The sequence below is a fragment of the Pseudomonas capsici genome (assembly GCF_017165765.1).
Classification (GTDB): Bacteria; Pseudomonadota; Gammaproteobacteria; order Pseudomonadales; family Pseudomonadaceae; genus Aquipseudomonas; species Aquipseudomonas capsici.
In genome coordinates this window covers 273,573-292,369 of sequence record NZ_JAFGZD010000004.1, presented here as the reverse complement: position 1 = coordinate 292,369, position 18,797 = coordinate 273,573, and the positions used below count along the sequence as shown (strand labels likewise).

General features: G+C 59.6%; 12 protein-coding genes and 2 tRNA genes. 2 read left to right on the top strand and 12 right to left on the bottom strand.

Annotation, left to right across the window (positions count from 1 at the left end):
- Window positions 1-52: 52 nt before the first annotated feature.
- The 9 genes from JSY17_RS07725 to rnr all read right to left on the bottom strand — a co-directional run bounded on the left by JSY17_RS07725 (window position 53) and on the right by rnr (window position 13,349).
- Entirely contained in the window at window positions 53-3,325 is a 3,273-nt protein-coding gene (locus tag JSY17_RS07725) for a transglutaminase family protein (RefSeq protein WP_206401511.1), read from the bottom strand.
- Window positions 3,326-3,699: 374 nt separating this feature from the next.
- Complete coding sequence (locus JSY17_RS07720; protein ID WP_206401512.1) at window positions 3,700-6,009, bottom strand: YgiQ family radical SAM protein; 2,310 nt, start codon at window positions 6,007-6,009, stop codon at window positions 3,700-3,702.
- Between the two features lie 147 nt (window positions 6,010-6,156).
- Window positions 6,157-7,551: a replicative DNA helicase gene (gene dnaB / locus JSY17_RS07715; RefSeq protein ID WP_117181607.1), complete on the bottom strand. Its 1,395-nt coding sequence runs from the start codon at window positions 7,549-7,551 to the stop codon at window positions 6,157-6,159.
- Window positions 7,552-7,674: 123 nt separating this feature from the next.
- A complete protein-coding gene (rplI, locus tag JSY17_RS07710; RefSeq protein WP_025258306.1) occupies window positions 7,675-8,121 on the bottom strand; it encodes a 50S ribosomal protein L9 in 447 nt (148 codons plus the stop codon).
- 20 nt (window positions 8,122-8,141) lie between these two features.
- Window positions 8,142-9,038, bottom strand: coding sequence for a YybS family protein (locus tag JSY17_RS07705; protein ID WP_122371006.1), 897 nt, complete (start codon window positions 9,036-9,038; stop codon window positions 8,142-8,144).
- Window positions 9,039-9,077: 39 nt separating this feature from the next.
- The gene (gene rpsR / locus JSY17_RS07700; RefSeq protein WP_002551829.1) at window positions 9,078-9,308 is read right to left on the bottom strand and encodes a 30S ribosomal protein S18; all 231 of its coding nucleotides are present in this window, start codon (window positions 9,306-9,308) and stop codon (window positions 9,078-9,080) included.
- A gap of 28 nt (window positions 9,309-9,336) precedes the next feature.
- A complete protein-coding gene (rpsF, locus tag JSY17_RS07695; protein ID WP_002551828.1) occupies window positions 9,337-9,762 on the bottom strand; it encodes a 30S ribosomal protein S6 in 426 nt (141 codons plus the stop codon).
- Between the two features lie 228 nt (window positions 9,763-9,990).
- The gene (gene rlmB / locus JSY17_RS07690; RefSeq protein ID WP_117166822.1) at window positions 9,991-10,752 is read right to left on the bottom strand and encodes a 23S rRNA (guanosine(2251)-2'-O)-methyltransferase RlmB; all 762 of its coding nucleotides are present in this window, start codon (window positions 10,750-10,752) and stop codon (window positions 9,991-9,993) included.
- Window positions 10,749-13,349 carry a ribonuclease R gene (gene rnr, locus JSY17_RS07685; protein ID WP_117186667.1) on the bottom strand — a complete coding sequence of 867 codons (2,601 nt, stop codon included), beginning with the start codon at window positions 13,347-13,349 and terminating at the stop codon, window positions 10,749-10,751. The genes rlmB and rnr overlap by 4 nt, the downstream gene beginning before the upstream one ends.
- Window positions 13,350-13,574: 225 nt before the next feature.
- On the opposite strand from rnr, the gene JSY17_RS07680 reads away from it, so the two are divergent.
- Both JSY17_RS07680 and JSY17_RS07675 read left to right on the top strand, forming a co-directional pair.
- A tRNA-Leu gene (locus tag JSY17_RS07680) sits at window positions 13,575-13,661 on the top strand.
- 165 nt (window positions 13,662-13,826) lie between these two features.
- Window positions 13,827-13,913 (top strand) — tRNA-Leu (locus tag JSY17_RS07675).
- Between the two features lie 109 nt (window positions 13,914-14,022).
- Here the strand turns inward: JSY17_RS07675 and JSY17_RS07670 are convergent.
- The 3 genes from JSY17_RS07670 to JSY17_RS07660 form a co-directional block, all read right to left on the bottom strand.
- On the bottom strand, window positions 14,023-15,957 hold the full coding sequence (locus JSY17_RS07670) for a methyl-accepting chemotaxis protein (RefSeq protein ID WP_206401513.1): 1,935 nt from the start codon (window positions 15,955-15,957) through the stop codon (window positions 14,023-14,025).
- Between the two features lie 173 nt (window positions 15,958-16,130).
- The gene (locus JSY17_RS07665) at window positions 16,131-17,423 is read right to left on the bottom strand and encodes an adenylosuccinate synthase (protein WP_117167321.1); all 1,293 of its coding nucleotides are present in this window, start codon (window positions 17,421-17,423) and stop codon (window positions 16,131-16,133) included.
- 54 nt (window positions 17,424-17,477) lie between these two features.
- Window positions 17,478-18,665, bottom strand: coding sequence for an ATP phosphoribosyltransferase regulatory subunit (locus JSY17_RS07660; protein ID WP_117167320.1), 1,188 nt, complete (start codon window positions 18,663-18,665; stop codon window positions 17,478-17,480).
- Window positions 18,666-18,797 lie beyond the last annotated feature (132 nt).

Here is an 18,797-nt window from a genome sequence, read left to right as displayed (position 1 = left end):
TCACACAGATGTGGACACGTCCGTGTGCATCCAACTGACTGAGCCGTTTTTATCAATGCAGGCGCATATCCAGCGTCATCGGCAATTCATCGCTAATGTTGAGCGACGGAATCTCCAGCTTGCCTGCGGTATGCCCCACCCGGAAAAACCGCGAGAGGCGTCGGCTTTCCGCTTCGTTGGCGTTGACCGGCAAGGTTTCATAGTTGCGGCCGCCCGGATGGGCGACATGATACTCGCAGCCGCCCAGCGAGCGCTGCATCCAGGTGTCCAGCAGATCGAAGACCAGAGGCGCATGGACGCCAATGGTCGGTTGCAGGCAACTGGCAGGCTGCCAGGCCCGGTAGCGCACGCCCGCGACGAATTCGCCCACTCGTCCGGTAGGCTGCAAAGGCACTGCAATACCGTTGCAGGTCAACATGTAACGTTGCGGGGGCAAACCGTTGATCCGCACCTGCAAACGCTCAAGAGACGAGTCCACATAACGCACCGCGCCACCGCCTGAACCTTCTTCGCCCAGCACATGCCAGGGCTCCAGCGCCTGTCGCAGCTCCAGCTCGATACCGTTGACCGCGTAGTCGCCCACTTTCGGGAAGCGGAACTCCAGATGCGCGGCAAACCATTCGGTCTTCAGTGGATAACCGGCAGCGTTGAGTTCGGCAATCACATCGGCAAAATCCTGCTCGATGAAATACGGCAGCATGAAGCGGTCGTGCAGCTCCGTCCCCCATCGCGCCAGCTTCGCCGGTGCGTAGGGCTCGCGCCAGAAGCGTGCGACCAGTGCCCGCAGCAGCAATTGCTGGGCAAGGCTCATGCGCGCATGGGGCGGCATTTCAAAGGCACGCAGTTCCAGCAGCCCCAGACGACCCGTCGCCCCGTCCGGCGAATACAGCTTGTCGATACAGAACTCGGCGCGATGAGTGTTGCCGGTGACGTCGATCAGCAGATTGCGCAGCAGGCGATCGATCAGCCACGGCGCGACTTCCTCTCCCGGCCTGGGCATTTGCGCAAAGGCGATTTCCATCTCATAGAGCGAATCGTTGCGCGCCTCGTCAATCCGCGGCGCCTGAGACGTCGGGCCGATGAACAGACCGGAAAACAGATACGACAGGGACGGATGGTTGTGCCAATAGCTGATCAGGCTGCGCAGCAGATCGGGCCGACGCAGGAACGGTGAGTCCGTTGGCGTCGCACCGCCGAGCACGAAATGGTTGCCGCCGCCCGTACCGGTATGGCGACCATCGATCATGAACTTCTCGGTGGTCAGGCGCGTCAGGCGTGCCTGCTCGTATAGAAACTCGGTGCGCTCCACCAGTTGATCCCAGGTGGAGGAAGGTTGCACGTTGACCTCGATCACCCCTGGATCCGGCGTAATGCGGAAATTGCTCAGGCGCGGATCGCTCGGCGGCTCGTAGCCTTCCAGCAGAACCGGGCACTGCAGTTCTTCGGCAGTGGCTTCGATCACCGCTACCAGCTCAAGGTATTCCTCAAGCTTTTGCAGCGGCGGCATGAACAGGTACAAACGCCCGCCACGCGCTTCTGCACACAAGGCGGTGCGGGTCAGCCAATCCGCAGACTGATCGATGACCGGTTGTGGTTGATCGGTATCAAGCGGCGCTTCGGAATGTAATTCGTCACGCTCGGGCAGCTCGGGGAAGTCCTGGTTGTGGTCGGTGGGGTGAATGAACGGATATTCCGCAGCCTTGACCCACGGCTGCGAGGCCAGAGGCAACCGATAGCCGAGGGCCGAATCCCCCGGCACCAGACGACAGTGGGTATCGCGCAGATACCAGCGCCCGCTCTGCCAGCGATCACCCGCCGCAGTACGCGCCAGTGGCAGCACCTGGCCGATCACTTTATCCAGGCCCTGCTCGAACACCTTGCGCAAGCGTGCCCGCTCCAGTTCGTCGCTCAGCCGCGAATCCTCGGCGGTGACGTTCACCGGCAACGCGCCTTCGCGCCACAGGTAATAGAGATTGTCTTCGTAGGCCGGGAAGACAAAACGGGTCGGCAGTTTCAGACGTTCGGCAACACTGCTCAGAAAACGTCCGGCCAGCTCGCCGGTCGCGCCGTAATCACGGGTTTCATCGGCAATCAGCGCATCGTTGTTCCAGACCGGCTTGCCATCCTTGCGCCAGAAGCTGTTGAGCGACCAGCGCGGCAGTTGCTCACCCGGATACCACTTGCCCTGGCCAAAATGCACGATGCCCTTGGGGGAGTAATGCTTGCGCATGCGCTGAAACAGCTCGGCCGAGAGCGCCCGCTTGTTCGGCCCCAGAGCAGCGGTGTTCCACTCGCTGCCATCACGATCATCGATGGAAACGAAGGTAGGCTCACCGCCCATGGTCAGGCGCACGTCATCGCGGGCCAGATCGGCATCGATCTGATGCCCGAGGGCCTGAATCTCTTGCCACTGCTCTTCGCTGTACGGTTTGGTGACGCGAGGCGCTTCCCAGACCCGCTCCACAGACATGTCATGGCTGAACTCGGTTTCGCATGGCTCGACCAGCCCGCTGATCGGCGCTGCCGAAGAAGGCTCGGGGCTGCATGCCAGGGGAATATGCCCCTCTCCGGCAAACAACCCGGACGTTGCGTCCAGCCCGACCCAACCGGCCCCCGGCAGATAAACCTCGCACCAGGCATGCAGGTCGGTGAAATCCACATCCGTACCGGACGGTCCGTCCAGCGCCTCGACATCGGCCTTGAGCTGAATGAGGTATCCCGACACGAAACGCGCGGCCAGTCCCAGGTGACGCAGCAACTGCACCAGCAACCAGGCGGAGTCGCGGCAGGAGCCGGAAGCCTTTTCCAGGGTCAACTCCGGGGTCTGCACCCCCGGCTCCATGCGGATCAGGTAATCGATGTCCTGACTCAGACGCTGGTTGAGCCCCACCAGAAAGTCGATGGCGGGTACGGGCTCACGACTGATGCTCGCCAGATAATCGGCAAACCGTGGCGTCAGCGGCAGTTTTTCCAGATACGGGGCCAGCTCGCGCTGCTCCTCACTGGCATAAGAAAACGGAATCTTTTCCGCATAAGGCTCAAGAAAAAAATCGAAGGGGTTGAACACTGCCATCTCGGCAACCAGATCGACCTCGACCCGCAGCTCTCTGGTCTTTTCCGGGAAAACCAGACGCGCCAGATAATTGCCCTGGGGGTCCTGCTGCCAATTGATGAAGTGGTTTTCCGGCAGGACTTTCAGCGAGTACGACAACACACGGGTTCGGCTATGGGCGGCCGGGCGCAGGCGGACAATCTGAGGACCCAATTCAACCGCACGTTCGTAGCGGTAATGCGTGACATGGTGCAAGGCAATATGAATCGACACGGCGTGCCTCCTGCGGCCTGGACGGTCATTGAACCGCGCAAGACTTATGCCATGCGGAACAAAGCCTGCGCCAGCGATATTGAAGTGACTGGATCAGCTAAGCACAGCACCAGGATCGCGCCAATACGGATGAGTGGTGCAAGGGGACGCACAGAAATGAGGCAGCAGGAGCGAATTCATTCGCGAATGAGCGGAGCGCCGCCCGATCCGCTCCCGAGGGGTAATACCGATAACCTGAGGCACAGACAGAACTTGCGGGATGCAGCTTGCTGGCGAAAAGGCCTGTAAACCGGCCAATATTCTGCGTCTTTACGCTGAAGTCGCCAGCAAGCTGCCTCCCACAAAGTGATTCATTGACCTTGACTGCCGAGCAGTTAGCGCGGAACCACTGGCTTGCGGGCAGGCTTCTTGCCCTTCCCGCCCTTGGCCGCTTCCATCCGCTCCTTGGCAGCCTGCTTGTTGCGGGCCAGCGCGGCAGCCTTGGCTTCCTCGCGCTTGTCCCAGGGCTTGCTGCCGTCACTGCCACGTGGCGGCAGGCCGGTGTGCTGGGTCTGGATCAGGTTGGTCTTGCCACCCTTGCCAACCTTGTGGCTGCCAGCCGGCGTCGAGTTCTTGCGACGGGCGCTCTGGTAGCTGTCGGTCGACGGCTGATGCAGCGGAATCAACTGATGCTTGCCAAGGCCGATCAGATCGGCACGGCCCATGCGCTCCAGCGCTTCGCGCAGCATCGGCCAGCCCTTGGGGTCGTGGTAGCGCAGGAACGCCTTGTGCAGACGACGCTGGGCCTCGCTCTTGACGATGGTGACGCCATCGCTCTTGTAGGTGACCTTGCGCAGCGGGTTCTTGCCCGAGTGATACATGGCAGTCGCCGAAGCCATTGGCGACGGATAGAACGCCTGCACCTGATCGGCGCGGAAACCATTGCCCTTGAGCCACAGCGCCAGGTTCATCATGTCTTCATCGGTGGTGCCCGGGTGGGCAGCGATGAAGTAAGGAATCAGGTACTGTTCCTTGCCTGCCTCTTTCGAGTACTTCTCGAACATGCGCTTGAACCGGTCATAGCTGCCGATGCCCGGTTTCATCATCTGGTTGAGCGGACCTTCCTCGGTGTGTTCCGGGGCGATCTTCAGGTAGCCACCCACGTGATGGGTCACCAGTTCCTTGACGTACTCCGGCGACTCGACTGCAAGGTCGTAGCGCAGACCGGATGCGATCAGGATCTTCTTCACGCCCGGCAAGGCACGTGCGCTGCGATACAGCTGGATCAGCGCCGAGTGGTCGGTGTTCAGGTTCGGGCAGATACCGGGGAAAACACAGGACGGCTTGCGGCACGCCGACTCGATTTCCGGGCTTTTGCAGGCGATGCGGTACATGTTGGCAGTCGGGCCGCCCATGTCGGAAATAACACCGGTAAAACCCGGGACCTTGTCGCGAATCTCTTCGATTTCACGAATGATCGAATCTTCGGAACGGTTCTGGATGATCCGCCCTTCGTGCTCGGTGATCGAGCAGAAGGTGCAGCCACCGAAACAGCCGCGCATGATGTTGACCGAAAAACGGATCATGTCGTAGGCCGGGATCTTCTCCTTGCCGTACGCCGGGTGCGGAACACGCGCATAAGGCATGCCGAACACGTAGTCCATTTCTTCGGTAGTCATCGGAATGGGCGGCGGGTTGAACCAGACGTCCACATCGCCATGCTTCTGCACCAGCGCACGGGCGTTGCCCGGGTTGGTTTCCAGATGCAGCACGCGGTTGGCATGGGCATAGAGCACGGCGTCGTTACGGACTTTCTCGACCGAAGGCAGGCGGATGACCGTCTTGTCGCGGGTCATGCGCGGGCTGGCCAGAATCTGCACGACCTTGGCTTCGTTCGGATCTTCAACCGGGCCTTTTTCCTGCTCGATGGCGCAGGCCTGGGTGTCCTGAGTATTCACGTACGGGTTGATGATCTTGTCGATCTTGCCCGGGCGGTCGATACGCGTCGAATCGACTTCGTACCAGCCCTGCGGCGTGTCGCGACGAATGAACGCGGTACCGCGCACATCGGTGATGTCTTCGACTTTCTGGCCATAGGACAGGCGCTGAGCGACTTCGACAATTGCACGCTCGGCGTTGCCGTAGAGCAGGATATCCGCACAGGCGTCGATCAGGATCGAGTTGCGAACCTTGTCCTGCCAGTAATCGTAATGCGCGATGCGGCGCAGCGAAGCCTCGATACCGCCGAGTACGATCGGTACATGTTTGTAGGCTTCCTTGCAGCGCTGGCTGTAGACCAGACTCGCACGGTCAGGACGCTTGCCGGCCAGACCGCCCGGCGTATAGGCGTCGTCGGAGCGGATCTTCTTGTCCGCGGTATAGCGGTTGATCATCGAGTCCATGTTGCCGGCAGCGACACCGAAGAACAGGTTCGGCTCGCCGAGCTTCATGAAGTCGTCTTTCGACTGCCAGTCAGGCTGCGCAATGATCCCGACGCGAAAACCCTGCGCTTCGAGCAGACGGCCAATGATCGCCATACCGAAAGACGGGTGGTCCACATAGGCATCGCCGGTGACGATGATGACATCGCAGGAATCCCAGCCAAGCAGATCCATCTCTTCCCGGCTCATCGGCAGGAAAGGCGCCGGTCCGAAACATTCGGCCCAGTACTTGGGATAGTCAAATAACGGCTTGGCTGCTTGCATGTCAGGACCTACGTTTGCACGTTGGAAAAATCGCGGGCGCGGAATATAGCACAAAAAATGATCAAATCCGACGATGATGGTCGGATTAATCGTTTACCGAAAGACTCAATGCAGGAGCGAATCGTTCGCCCCCACCAGAACCGGCGATCACTCGTCCTCGAAGTTGTAACTGCCGGGTGCCAGATTCTCGAAGCGGGTGTATTTGCCGATGAAGGCAAGGCGCGACGTACCGATCGGGCCGTTACGCTGCTTGCCGATAATGATCTCGGCAATGCCCTTGTGCTCGGTTTCCGGGTGATACACCTCGTCGCGGTACACGAACATGATGACGTCGGCGTCCTGCTCGATCGCTCCGGATTCCCGCAAGTCGGAGTTGATCGGGCGCTTGTTCGGGCGCTGCTCCAGGGAGCGGTTGAGCTGCGAGAGTGCAATGACCGGACAGTTGAACTCCTTGGCCAGGGCTTTCAACGAGCGGGAAATCTCGGAAATCTCGTTGGTCCGGTTGTCACCGCCCGAACCCGGGATCTGCATCAACTGCAGGTAGTCGATCATGATCATGGCGATGTCACCGTGCTCGCGAGCTACACGACGGGTACGGGCACGCATCTCGGACGGGCTGATACCGGCCGTATCGTCGATGAACAGCTTGCGGTCATTGAGCAGGTTCACAGCCGAGGTCAGGCGTGGCCAGTCATCGTCGTCCAGTTGACCGGCACGGACCTTGGACTGGTCGATACGCCCCAGCGAGGAAAGCATACGCATGATCAGCGATTCGCCTGGCATCTCCAGCGAGTAGACCAGTACCACCTTGTCGCTGCGCAGTACCGCGTTTTCCACCAGGTTCATGGCGAAGGTGGTCTTACCCATGGACGGACGACCGGCAACGATGATCAGGTCGGCCGGTTGCAGGCCGCTGGTCTTGTCGTCCAGGTCGGTATAACCGGTGGACAGGCCGGTAATCGCGTTATCGCTGTTGAACAGCGTGTCGATGCGGTCGATGGCCTTGGTCAGCAGGTCATTGACACCCACCGGGCCGCCGGTCTTGGGACGCGCCTCGGCGATCTGGAAGATCTGCCGCTCGGCCTCGTCGAGAATTTCTTCGGCGGTACGGCCTTCCGGGTTGAACGCGCTGTCGGCAATCTCGTTGCTGATGCCGATCAACTGACGCAAGGTCGCCCGCTGGCGAACGATCTGGGCATAAGCCTTGATGTTGGCGACCGACGGCGTGTTTTTCGCCAGTTCACTGAGGTACGCCAGACCACCAACTTGGGAGGTCTGCCCCTCCTTGTCCAGTTGCTCGGACAGGGTCACGACGTCAATCGGGCTGTTCTGATCGGCCAGACGGGCAATGGCGCGGAAGATCAGGCGGTGATCATGCCGATAGAAATCGCCATCGGACACTTGATCGAGCACACGCTCCCAGGCGTTGTTGTCCAGCATCAAGCCACCGAGCACAGCCTGTTCGGCCTCGATGGAATGCGGCGGCACCTTGAGGGCAGCGGTTTGCAGATCGTATTGCTCGGGGGCGGAAATATCGTTCATGGCCACTTGAATTCGAGGTTTACAGAATAGGGCTGGCAGAAAGACAAAAGGCACGACCTGTAAACAGGATCGTGCCCGATGTTAATCCTCTAACGGCAAAGCCGCCAGACGATTGCGTACTGCTTAAGCTGCTACCACGACAACGCGAACGGTCGCTTCAACGTCGCTGTGCAGGTGCACGGCAACGTCGTATTCGCCGACGTTACGGATAGTGCCGTTCGGCAGACGAACTTCGCTTTTTGCAACTTCAACGCCAGAGGCGGTCAGTGCATCAGCGATGTCGTGGGTGCCGATCGAACCGAACAGCTTGCCTTCGTCGCCAGCGGTGGCAGTGATGGTCACTTCCAGCTCAGCCAGTTGGGCAGCGCGAGTTTCGGCAGAAGCCTTTTTCTCTGCAGCCAGTTTTTCCAGCTCGGCACGACGCTCTTCAAACGCAGCCAGGTTGGCAGCGGTTGCAGCGGTTGCTTTGCCGTATGGCAGCAGGTAGTTACGACCGTAGCCGGCCTTAACGTTTACTTTGTCGCCCAGGTTGCCCAGGTTCGCGACTTTTTCCAGAAGGATCAGTTGCATGTGGAAAATCCTCTTAACTTTTAACCTTCACCGTTCGCAGGGCCTTTCCCGGAGTCTTTCGGCTTCCGGCGACCGCGAAAATCAATCAGGCTGTCGACAATGGCTATCACCACGAGCAACGGATAAATCAGCTGCATGAATACCAGCAGCGTTATGTACATCCCCACCAGCCAGAATCTGGCCAGTTGCTTTTCAGCCACCATCCCATGGATCAGGGCCAGCCCGGCGAACAACAACGGTACGCTGCACAGCGGTGTAAGCATCGCCATCTGCGGACCGAAGTTCGGCCCCAGCAGCATGCACACCAACAGCACCGATGTTGGTATCAGCGGGAGTCTCAGGGCACGAAATTCGCGTCCGAAACCACCCGGGTTGTACAGCAACGCTTGCCAGTAACGCCCCAGGATCAGGGTCAGCACTGTAACGATTTGCAGCAACGACGCTATCAGGCCATTGAGTACCGGTGTAATCAGTGCTGCAAGACGCGCTCGCTCCTCTACGTTCAATTGCTCGTAGAGCCCCGTGAGCATTGTCGGAAGGAGTTTCTGCAACTCCTGCGACATCGCTTCGATGGGTTCGCGGAAAACCGTGCCCAGAATCACTGCATACAACATACCCAACGCCACGCTGACCAGCAGCACGCGGACCCAGGACTCGCTGGCACGCAAAACCATTGCCAAACTCAGCGAACCGAACAGCACCATGGCTGTACGCGGCTCACCGAAATACCACCAGGCCAAAGCCGGCAGCAGAGCCCAGGCCAGGACGCCAACGGCATCACTGAACCCGCGTCGCAGGAGCACAAGACTACCTGCAGCAGCACTTAACCAGAACAGCAGCGGCAATGCCGCAGATCCAGCCACCAACAAAGTGGCCTGCATACGGCCGCGCATGATGAATTCAGCCAGGGCGCGCATGCTATCTATCCCTTGTTACGTTTTGTCGACTACCTGGTCTCAGCGGCCGTGGCTGTCGGTGTAGGCCAGCAAGGCCAGGAAGCGGGCGCGCTTGATAGCGGTGGCCAGCTGACGCTGATAACGTGCTTTGGTACCGGTGATACGGCTTGGAACGATTTTGCCGGTCTCGGATACATAAGCTTTCAGAGTGTTGAGATCTTTGTAATCGATCTCTTTCACGTCTTCAGCGGTGAAGCGGCAGAATTTACGACGACGGAAGAAACGTGCCATGTAATAGGCTCCTCAAAAGGTCCGTGGATTACTCGTCAGCGTTATCGCTAACGTCGCTGTTGTCACCGTCATCGCCATCGGCGCTGTCGGAGTGCTCAGGACGGTCACGACGCTCACGGCGCTCACTGCGGTTCTCTTCAGCCTTGAGCATCTCGGACTGGCCAGTTACGGCTTCGTCGCGACGGATGACCAGGTTACGGATCACAGCATCGTTGTAACGGAAGTTGTCTTCCAGCTCGGCCAGGGCCTTGCCAGTGCACTCAACGTTCAGCATCACGTAGTGAGCCTTGTGAACATTGTTGATTGCGTAGGCCAGTTGACGACGGCCCCAGTCTTCCAGGCGGTGGATTTTGCCGCCGTCTTCTTCGATCAGCTTGGTGTAACGCTCAACCATGCCGCCGACTTGCTCGCTTTGATCCGGGTGGACCAAAAAGATAATTTCGTAATGACGCATGAATGCTCCTTACGGGTTGTAGCCTGCCGCCAAAGCGGTCAGACAAGGAGTGAATGACACTGTTAGTCTTGCTCAGGGACAGACACAAGAGCGCCTGCCGTGACAGCAAGGGGCGCAATTGTAGAGAAGGGGAAGGGAAGCTGCAAGGGAAAGAGGAAGCTTCAAGCGGCAAGCCATAAGCTGCAAGCCGCACTCCAACCACTTGCAGCTTGCGCTTGACCCCTACGCCTACTTCTTGGCCGCAGCAGCCTTGACGCTACGCTGACGCATCGCCTCGAACAGGCAGACGCCGGTTGCGACCGAGACGTTCAGGCTGCTGACGCTGCCAGCCATCGGCAGACGTACCAGGTAGTCGCAGTGTTCACGGGTCAGGCGGCGCATGCCTTTGCCTTCGGCACCCATGATCAGGATGGTCGGACCGGTGAGGTCCTGCTGATACAGCTCCTGCTCGGCCTCGCCAGCCGTACCGACAACCCACAGACCGCGCTGCTGGAGCTTTTCCAGACTGCGGGCCAGGTTGGTCACGGCCACCAGCGGAATGACTTCCGCCGCACCGCACGCCACTTTACGTACCGCCGGCGTCAGGGTCGCCGACTTGTCCTTGGGCACGATCACGGCCAGCGCACCGGCCGCATCGGCGGTACGCAGGCATGCGCCGAGGTTATGCGGATCGGTAACGCCATCGAGCACCAGAATCAGCGGCGCACCCTCGGTCCGGTCCAGCAGCTCATCGAGCATCGCTTCGCCCCAGACCTGGCTCGGACTGACATCGGCAACCACGCCCTGATGCACGCCCTCGACCCAGGCGTCCATTTCGCGACGCTCGGCCTGACCGATGGTGACGCGGTTCTGGCCAGCCAGCTCGACGAGCACCTGCACACGAGGGTCGTTCCGGCCTTCAGCCAGCCAGATGTGCTTGACCCGCTTTGGATGGTGACGCAGCAACGCTTCTACAGCATGCACGCCGTAGATTTTTTCCAACTGACTCATGACTTGGCCTTGGGTTTACGCGCTCCGCCACTTTTGGCTGGAGCAGAGCCCGACTTGGACGGACCCTTACGATGTTTACTGGGTTTCGACGCAGTGGAACCGGACTTGTCGGATTTCCCCGACGAAGCCTTGCCACTGGTTTTTGCCTGCTCCAGAAGAGCCTTTTTCATTTCCCGGCTTTTGCGCACTTCGGCATTTTTCGCCGCAGCATCACTGGGACGATAAGCTTCGGATACGGCTTCCTTGGTCGAAGAACCGCGACGCCCGGCAGCCTTGCTCTTCTCGGCAACAGGTGCAGGCGCAGTTTCCTGGCTGCGACGCTTGCGGCCGACCGGCGCACTGGCGGTTTTTTCGGACATTTCGAAGTCGATCTTGCGCTCATCCAGATCGACGCGCATGACCCGCACCTCGACCGTATCGCCCAGGCGGAAGCTGCGACCGCTGCGCTCACCCGCAAGACGGTGATGCACAGGATCGAAGTGGTAGTAGTCATCCGGCAAGGCGGTTACGTGCACCAGACCTTCGACATAGATGTCGGTCAGCTCGACGAACAGACCGAAGCCGGTCACAGCCGTGATCACGCCCGGGAACGACTCGCCTACGCGGTCTTTCATGAACTCGCATTTGAGCCAGTTGACCACATCGCGCGTGGCTTCGTCGGCACGGCGCTCGCTCATGGAGCACTGCTCGCCCAACTGCTCCAGCGTGGCTTCGTCGTAAGGGTAGATACGCGCCTTCGGAATCGTGGCGGCACCGGCACGACGGACATGCGGCGTATCCTGCTTCGAACGGATCACGCTGCGGATGGCACGATGCGTGAGCAGATCGGGATAGCGACGGATCGGCGAAGTGAAGTGCGTGTACGCCTCGTAATTCAGACCGAAGTGACCGTTGTTGTCCGAGCTGTAGACCGCCTGACTCAACGAGCGCAGCATCACGGTCTGGATCAGATGGTAATCCGGGCGATCGCGCACGGTTTCCAGCAACGCCTGATAATCCTTCGGCGTAGGCCCCTCCTTGCCCTTGTGCAACGACAGCCCCAGCTCACCCAGGAAAGCACGCAGCTTTTCCAGACGCTCGGGCGGCGGACCATCGTGAACACGATAGAGCGCAGGGATTTCGTGCTTTTTCAGGAACTCGGCAGTGGCCACGTTCGCAGCCAGCATGCACTCCTCGATCAGCTTGTGAGCATCGTTGCGGGTCGTCGGGCGGATTTCGGCAATCTTGCGCTCGGATCCGAAAACGATCCGGGTTTCCTGAGTCTCGAAATCGATGGCTCCACGCACATGACGCGCGCCCAGCAGCACCTTGTACATCGCATACAGCTGCTTGAGGTGCGGAACCACTTCGGCATATTCGCCACGCAGCGCCTTGGCTTCGGAAGTCTTCGGCTGCTCCAGAATCGTGCTGACCTTGTTGTAGGTCAGGCGCGCATGGGAGTGAATGACGGCTTCGTAGAATACGTAATCGGTCATCTCGCCGGTCTTGGAGATGGTCATCTCGCAAACCATGGCCAGACGGTCGACAAGCGGGTTCAACGAGCACAGGCCGTTGGAAAGCTGCTCCGGCAGCATCGGCACCACACGCTCGGGGAAATACACCGAGTTGCCGCGCACCTGGGATTCTGCATCCAGCGCCGAGCCGATCTTCACGTAGCTCGATACGTCGGCAATCGCCACGTAGAGCGTCCAGCCACCGGAGAACAGGCGCAGCTTGCCGGGCCTGGCTTCACAGTAGACCGCATCGTCGAAGTCGCGGGCGTCTTCACCGTCGATGGTCACGAAAGGCAAGTGGCGCAGATCGACGCGGTTTTCCTTGTCCTTCTCTTCGACTTCCGGCTTGAGCTTCGCCGCTTCCTTGAGTACGGCCTCGGGCCAGACATGGGGAATGTCATAAGTGCGCAACGCGACATCGATCTCCATGCCGGGCGCCATGTAATTGCCCACCACTTCGACCACATCGCCTTGCGGCTGGAAGCGCGGCGTCGGCCAGTGGGTGATTTTCACCTCGACGAACTGACCGATCTTCGCGTTGCTGTTGCGTCCGGGTGTCACCAGCACTTCCTGCTGGATCTTCGGGTTGTCCGGGATAACGAAACCGATGCCGCTTTCTTCGAAATAGCGACCGACAATGGTTTCATGGGCACGGGAGATGACTTCGACAATGACGCCTTCACGGCGACCACGGCGGTCAAGACCCGAAACACGTGCCAGGGCACGGTCGCCATCGAACACCAGACGCATCTGCGCCGGACTCATGAACAGGTCGTCGGAGCCGTCGTCGGGAACCAGGAAGCCGAAACCGTCACGGTGACCGGTAATGCGGCCCAGGATCAGGTCCAGCTTGTCCACCGGCGCGTAGGTTCCGCGGCGGGTGTAGATCAACTGAGCATCGCGCTCCATCGCCCGCAGACGACGACGCAAGGCTTCGAATTGATCCTCGGTGGACAGGCCGAACTCTTCGACCAGTTGCTCGCGACTTGCCGGCGAACCGCGCTCGGCAAGGTGCTGCAGAATCAGCTCACGGCTGGGAATAGGGTTTTCGTATTTTTCCGCTTCACGAGCGGCCTCGGGATCGAGGGACTGCCAATCGGCCATTAGAGAGTTTTCACCTTGTCTATATGTGGGTTAGTTTGGCATACACCTATTGAAACGGGAAATTTCAGACTCACCTGCCCCTCTAAAAAGCCGTCCGGAGGGTGCAAAAAACCATTCCGACCGCCACCTGCGAAATTTTCCAATTATTTTTCACAACAGGGGTTTACAGCTCAAAAGGCGCTCCGTATAGTGCGCGCCATCGACAGGCAAACACTTGTTGATACTGCCCAGATGGTGAAATTGGTAGACACGCCAGCTTCAGGTGCTGGTGGCCGCAAGGCCGTGGAAGTTCGAGTCTTCTTCTGGGCACCAATTCAGAGCTGCAGATTAACTTAATCTACAGGCTCCCACAAAAACCCGCGAAAGCGGGTTTTTGCATTTCAGGGTTTTGATTATTAAAACCAAAACAGGGGTTTACAGATCGAAACGCTCTCCGTATAGTGCGCCCCATCAACGGCGTACAGCGCTGAAGATACTGCCCAGATGGTGAAATTGGTAGACACGCCAGCTTCAGGTGCTGGTGGCCGCAAGGCCGTGGAAGTTCGAGTCTTCTTCTGGGCACCAATTCAAACAAAACCGAGCCTTGTGCTCGGTTTTGTGCTTTTCGGGGTTTGAAAACCCGAAGGAGCGAATTCATTCGCGAAAACAGCCTCGCGAATGAATCCCCCCACACTTACGCCCTGAACTGCCCCAGACTCGCCTTCAACTGTGCAGCCAGACCATTGAGCACCTTGCCGCTGGCCGTAGTCTCAACGACCGCCTTCGCAGCCTGCTCGGCCTGAGCGTGAATCACTTCGACCCGGCCACGTACCGCCTGGGCACCTTCTGCCTGATGCTCTGCCGCCCTGGTAGCCAGACCGATTGCCGCATGCACCTGTTCGACCGACTCCTGGACTGTCTGCTGCAGCTTCGCGCTGTCACGCAGAACCGCCAGCCCTTCCTTGGCCTGCCGCCCGGCAAGACCGATGGCAGCCACCGCTTCCTTGGCTCCGCGCTGCAAGGCACCGATATGCTCCTGGATATCCCCGGTGGAGCTCTGGGTCTTGCTGGCCAGCGCACGAACCTCATCGGCAACCACCGCAAACCCACGCCCGGTCTCGCCGGCGCGAGCCGCTTCGATAGCCGCGTTCAGGGCCAGCAGGTTGGTTTGCTCAGCTATGCCATGAATCACTTCGAGCACGACTTCGATCTGCTCGCTCTGCTGCGCCAGACGCTCGATGACTTTCGACCCGGTCTCCACCTGCCCGGCCAGCGCCTCGATCAACTCCCCCACCTGATTCGAGGTGCGAGTGTTCTCGTCGGTCGCCTGCTTGATGCCAACCACCTGCTGCAAGGCAGCCTGCATGGCATTGCTTTCCGACTGCGCCTCATCGGCCATCTGCTCAAGCGCCTTGAGGCTGGCCGCCACTTCGTCACGCTGCCGCTCGGCCGCCGCATCCGCGCCTGCGTTACGCTGGCTCATCACACCGATTTCAACACCGGTACGCTGAGCCACTTCGCCCGCCTCGCGCACGATCGGCTGCAGCTTGTCGATGAAGCGGTTGACTGCCGCCGACATATCGCCAATTTCGTCATTGCTGTCGAGCCTGACACGCTTGGTCAGATCACCCTCGCCTGCCGCCAGATCATTGAGGGCCGCAATCAGCAGATGCAGTTTGCTGACCACTCGACGCCCCAGCACCACAGCCAGCAACAGCAAAACGCCCAGCCCGACCAGCGCCAGACCGAGACCGATCCTCCAGCGCAGGTCTTCAGCCGCACCCTGAACGGCAAGACTGGTATTGCTGGTCATCGCCGTCGCAGCACTCTGGGCAGATTGCAGCCGGGTACGCAGCGCAGCCGAGCTGTCTTTCGATGCGCTCACCAGACTTTCCGAAACCAGTTGCTCGCCATTGGTGATCAGGGACGCAAAGCGCTTGTCCAGGGCCACCAGGTTTTCCTCGACCGTCGCCGTGGAAACCCCCATGCGCACCTTGCCGATATCCACCCCATTAGGACTGATGGGGGCTTCGATGTAGTAAACCGATGGATCGCTTTTCGCGGCATTCAGGACCTTGTCCATGGCCCGCTCGCCCTCCCCCTTGGCCAGCAACGACTTGATCAAGGGGTTGTCGCGATTCAGATAGCGGGTCAGGTGCTCGCCGGTAGCATCGTCATAGACGACAAACAGCACATTGGGATTGCGCTGCGCACGACGGGCGAATTCGGACAATGTCGGCGTGTCGTTATCCCACATGGCTCGCGGGGCGACCGCTGCCAGCAACTCGGCCATATCGGTAGCCGAGTCCTTGAGACTCTTCTCCAGTGTCGCGCGCAATTGCGCCTGCTCGTCCTTGAGGCGGGTAGACAAGCCGGCACTCAAGCGCTGCCGGGTACTGGCCGAGAGCGCATCGAGACTCGATGTCACCTCGCTACTCGCCCGCTCAAGCTCAGACGACAGATGTTGCGAATCTACCCCCAACCGGGCCGCAAGATCCGCCTCCAGCGCCGTGACGGTGCTCCGGGTAAGAGCGACTGCAACAAGCACCTGCACCAGAATGGCAATGCCAAGCGCGATGAAAACCGGACGCAGCAAGCGGCTGCGCAAAAGAGAGAGCACTGCTGACACGGGAGAATCCCTCCACCATGGGTGACATTAAAACAATGGCACCTTTTCTGACGCTTCTATGTAGCAAGCGCCGTGCCGTTCGGCAAGCACAATCCAGTGCCCGGATACCAAACAGCCAGAAACAAAAAAGGGCCGCAAGATGCGGCCCTTTTCAAACAGCTCAACGAGCCCGATCAGGCAAATGGATGACGCAGAACGATGGTTTCGTTGCGGTCAGGGCCGGTGGAGATGATATCGATAGGCGCGCCTACCAATTCTTCAACACGCTTGATGTAGGCACGAGCATTCTCAGGCAGCTCTGCCAGAGTTTTGGCGCCCAGAGTGGATTCACTCCAGCCTGGCATCTGCTCGTAGACCGGACGCAGACCGTTGTAGCTGTCGGCATCGGTAGGCGCTTCGATGACTGCACCGTCTTCGTTCTCGTAGCCGACACAGATGTTGATGGTTTCCAGACCATCGAGAACGTCCAGCTTGGTCAGGCACAGGCCCGAGATGCTGTTGATCTCGATAGCGCGACGCAGGATGACCGCATCGAACCAGCCGCAACGACGGGCACGACCGGTGGTAGCGCCGAACTCGTGACCACGCTTGGCCAGGAAAGCGCCCACGTCATCGAACAGTTCGGTAGGGAAAGGACCCGAACCTACACGAGTGGTGTAGGCCTTGGTGATGCCCAGGATGTAATCCAGGTACATCGGACCGAAACCCGAACCGGTGGCAATGCCGCCAGCGGTGGTGTTGGAGCTGGTGACGTACGGATAGGTACCGTGGTCGATATCCAGCAGCGAGCCTTGAGCGCCTTCGAACATGATGTCTTTGCCATCGCGACGCATTTCATGCAGCGCAGCGGTGACGTCGAGCATCATCGGCTTGAGCAGGTCAGCGTATTCCATGCACTCGTCGAGCGTCTTCTGGAAGTCGATGGCAGGCTCTTTGTAGTAATTGACCAGCACGAAGTTGTGGTAGTCCAGCAGCTCGCCCAGCTTGGCCGCGAAACGCTCACGATGGAACAGGTCGCCAATGCGCAGGCCGCGACGTGCAACCTTGTCTTCGTAGGCCGGGCCGATACCGCGACCGGTAGTACCGATCTTCAGTTCGCCACGAGCCTTTTCACGAGCCTGATCCAGGGCTACGTGATACGACAGGATCAGCGGGCAGGAAGGGCTGATGCGCAGACGCTCGCGCACTGGAATGCCTTTCTCTTCAAGCTTGACGATTTCGCGCAGCAGCGCGTCGGGTGCAACCACTACACCGTTACCGATCAGGCACTGCACGCCTTCGCGCAGCACACCGGACGGAATCAGGTGCAGGACGGTCTTCTCGCCATCGATCACCAGTGTGTGACCTGCGTTGTGGCCACCCTGATAGCGAACCACAGCGGTCGCATGTTCGGTCAGCAGATCAACGATCTTGCCTTTGCCCTCATCACCCCATTGGGTGCCCAGGACTACGACATTCTTACCCATAACACTTGTCCTCATTCACGCAAACTTGGTGCCGGCGGCGGCCGGCAGGAATACTCAAGAAGCCAGCGGCATTACCTGCCAACGCTCGCCATGCTGAATCAATTGCCGATCGCAATCGGCTTCACGCGCTGCACTCACCTGCTGCCCAGGCAAAGCCTGAACCACACGCTGCCCTTCGCTACGCAACTGGCAAACCTGCTGCCAGAGCGCTGCATCCGTACTGTCCGGCATCCATATACCACCCGATGGCAGTTCGATTTCCGCACGACCCAGTGTCACCAGGGTTTTCAGGTCCGTGGAGAAACCGGTTGCCGGACGGGCGCGACCGAAGTCGGCACCGATATCATCATAACGACCGCCCTGGGCAATCGATTGACCTACGCCCGGTACGAACACCGCAAAGACCACACCCGTATGGTAGTGGTAACCGCGTAGTTCACCGAGATCGAAATACAGAGGCAACTGCGGGAAGCGTGCAGACAGACGATCGGCGATGCTCAGCAGATCGTCCAGCGCAGCCAGCACGGGCGCAGGCGCATTCGCCAGACGCTCGCGCGCAGCAGCCAGAACCTCACGACCGCCACACAGATCGACCAGAGCGCGCAGCATCGCGGCCAGCTCTTGCGGCAGATCGGCCGTCAGGGCAATCACTTCATCGATAGCCTTGCGCTGCAGGGCATCGAACAGTTGCTGCTCGACCTCGCCCGACAGACCGGCAGCACGTGCCAGACCACGGTAGATCCCGACATGCCCCAGGTCCATGTGAACATCGGGCACATCGGCCAGCTGCAGCATCGCCAGCATCAGACTGATGACTTCGACATCGCTGCTCGGGCTTGCGTCGCCATACAACTCGGCGCCCAGTTGAATCGGGCTGCGCGAGGATGACAAGGCACGGGGCTGGGCATGCAGGACACTGCCCGCATAGCAAAGACGGCTTGGCCCTTCACGCTTGAGGGTATGCGCATCGATACGCGCCACCTGTGGCGTGATATCGGCCCGAAAGCCCATCTGCCGTCCCGACTGCGGATCGATCACCTTGAAGGTGCGCAGATCCAGATCGGAGCCGGCTCCGGTGAGCAGGGACTCCAGATATTCGATATGCGGGGTGACGACGAACTCATAGCCCCAGCTCTGGAACAGATCCAACACCTGACGACGCGCTACTTCGATACGCGCCGCTTCTGGTGGCAGTACTTCTTCGATGCCATCTGGTAGCAGCCAGCGGTCAACCGTTGCCATTACGCCATTCCCCTATGATCCGGGTGGCCAGCCATAAGGCAAGCCTTGAGTGAAGCAGAGAGTGATCACCCCGTATTACGGGCACGACAAACGCCCGAGACAGGCCTTGCAGACCACTCTCCTCGAAAAATC

Bases quoted from the DNA above. Each gene is read 5' to 3' on its own strand.
- JSY17_RS07720 (WP_206401512.1), bottom strand. From the start codon at position 6,009: ATGCAAGCAGCCAAGCCGTTATTTGACTATCCCAAGTACTGGGCCGAA.
- dnaB (WP_117181607.1), bottom strand. From the start codon at position 7,551: ATGAACGATATTTCCGCCCCCGAGCAATACGATCTGCAAACCGCTGCC.
- rplI (WP_025258306.1), bottom strand. From the start codon at position 8,121: ATGCAACTGATCCTTCTGGAAAAAGTCGCGAACCTGGGCAACCTGGGC.
- JSY17_RS07705 (WP_122371006.1), bottom strand. From the start codon at position 9,038: ATGCGCGCCCTGGCTGAATTCATCATGCGCGGCCGTATGCAGGCCACT.
- rpsR (WP_002551829.1), bottom strand. From the start codon at position 9,308: ATGGCACGTTTCTTCCGTCGTCGTAAATTCTGCCGCTTCACCGCTGAA.
- rpsF (WP_002551828.1), bottom strand. From the start codon at position 9,762: ATGCGTCATTACGAAATTATCTTTTTGGTCCACCCGGATCAAAGCGAG.
- rlmB (WP_117166822.1), bottom strand. From the start codon at position 10,752: ATGAGTCAGTTGGAAAAAATCTACGGCGTGCATGCTGTAGAAGCGTTG.
- rnr (WP_117186667.1), bottom strand. From the start codon at position 13,349: ATGGCCGATTGGCAGTCCCTCGATCCCGAGGCCGCTCGTGAAGCGGAA.
- JSY17_RS07665 (WP_117167321.1), bottom strand. From the start codon at position 17,423: ATGGGTAAGAATGTCGTAGTCCTGGGCACCCAATGGGGTGATGAGGGC.
- JSY17_RS07660 (WP_117167320.1), bottom strand. From the start codon at position 18,665: ATGGCAACGGTTGACCGCTGGCTGCTACCAGATGGCATCGAAGAAGTA.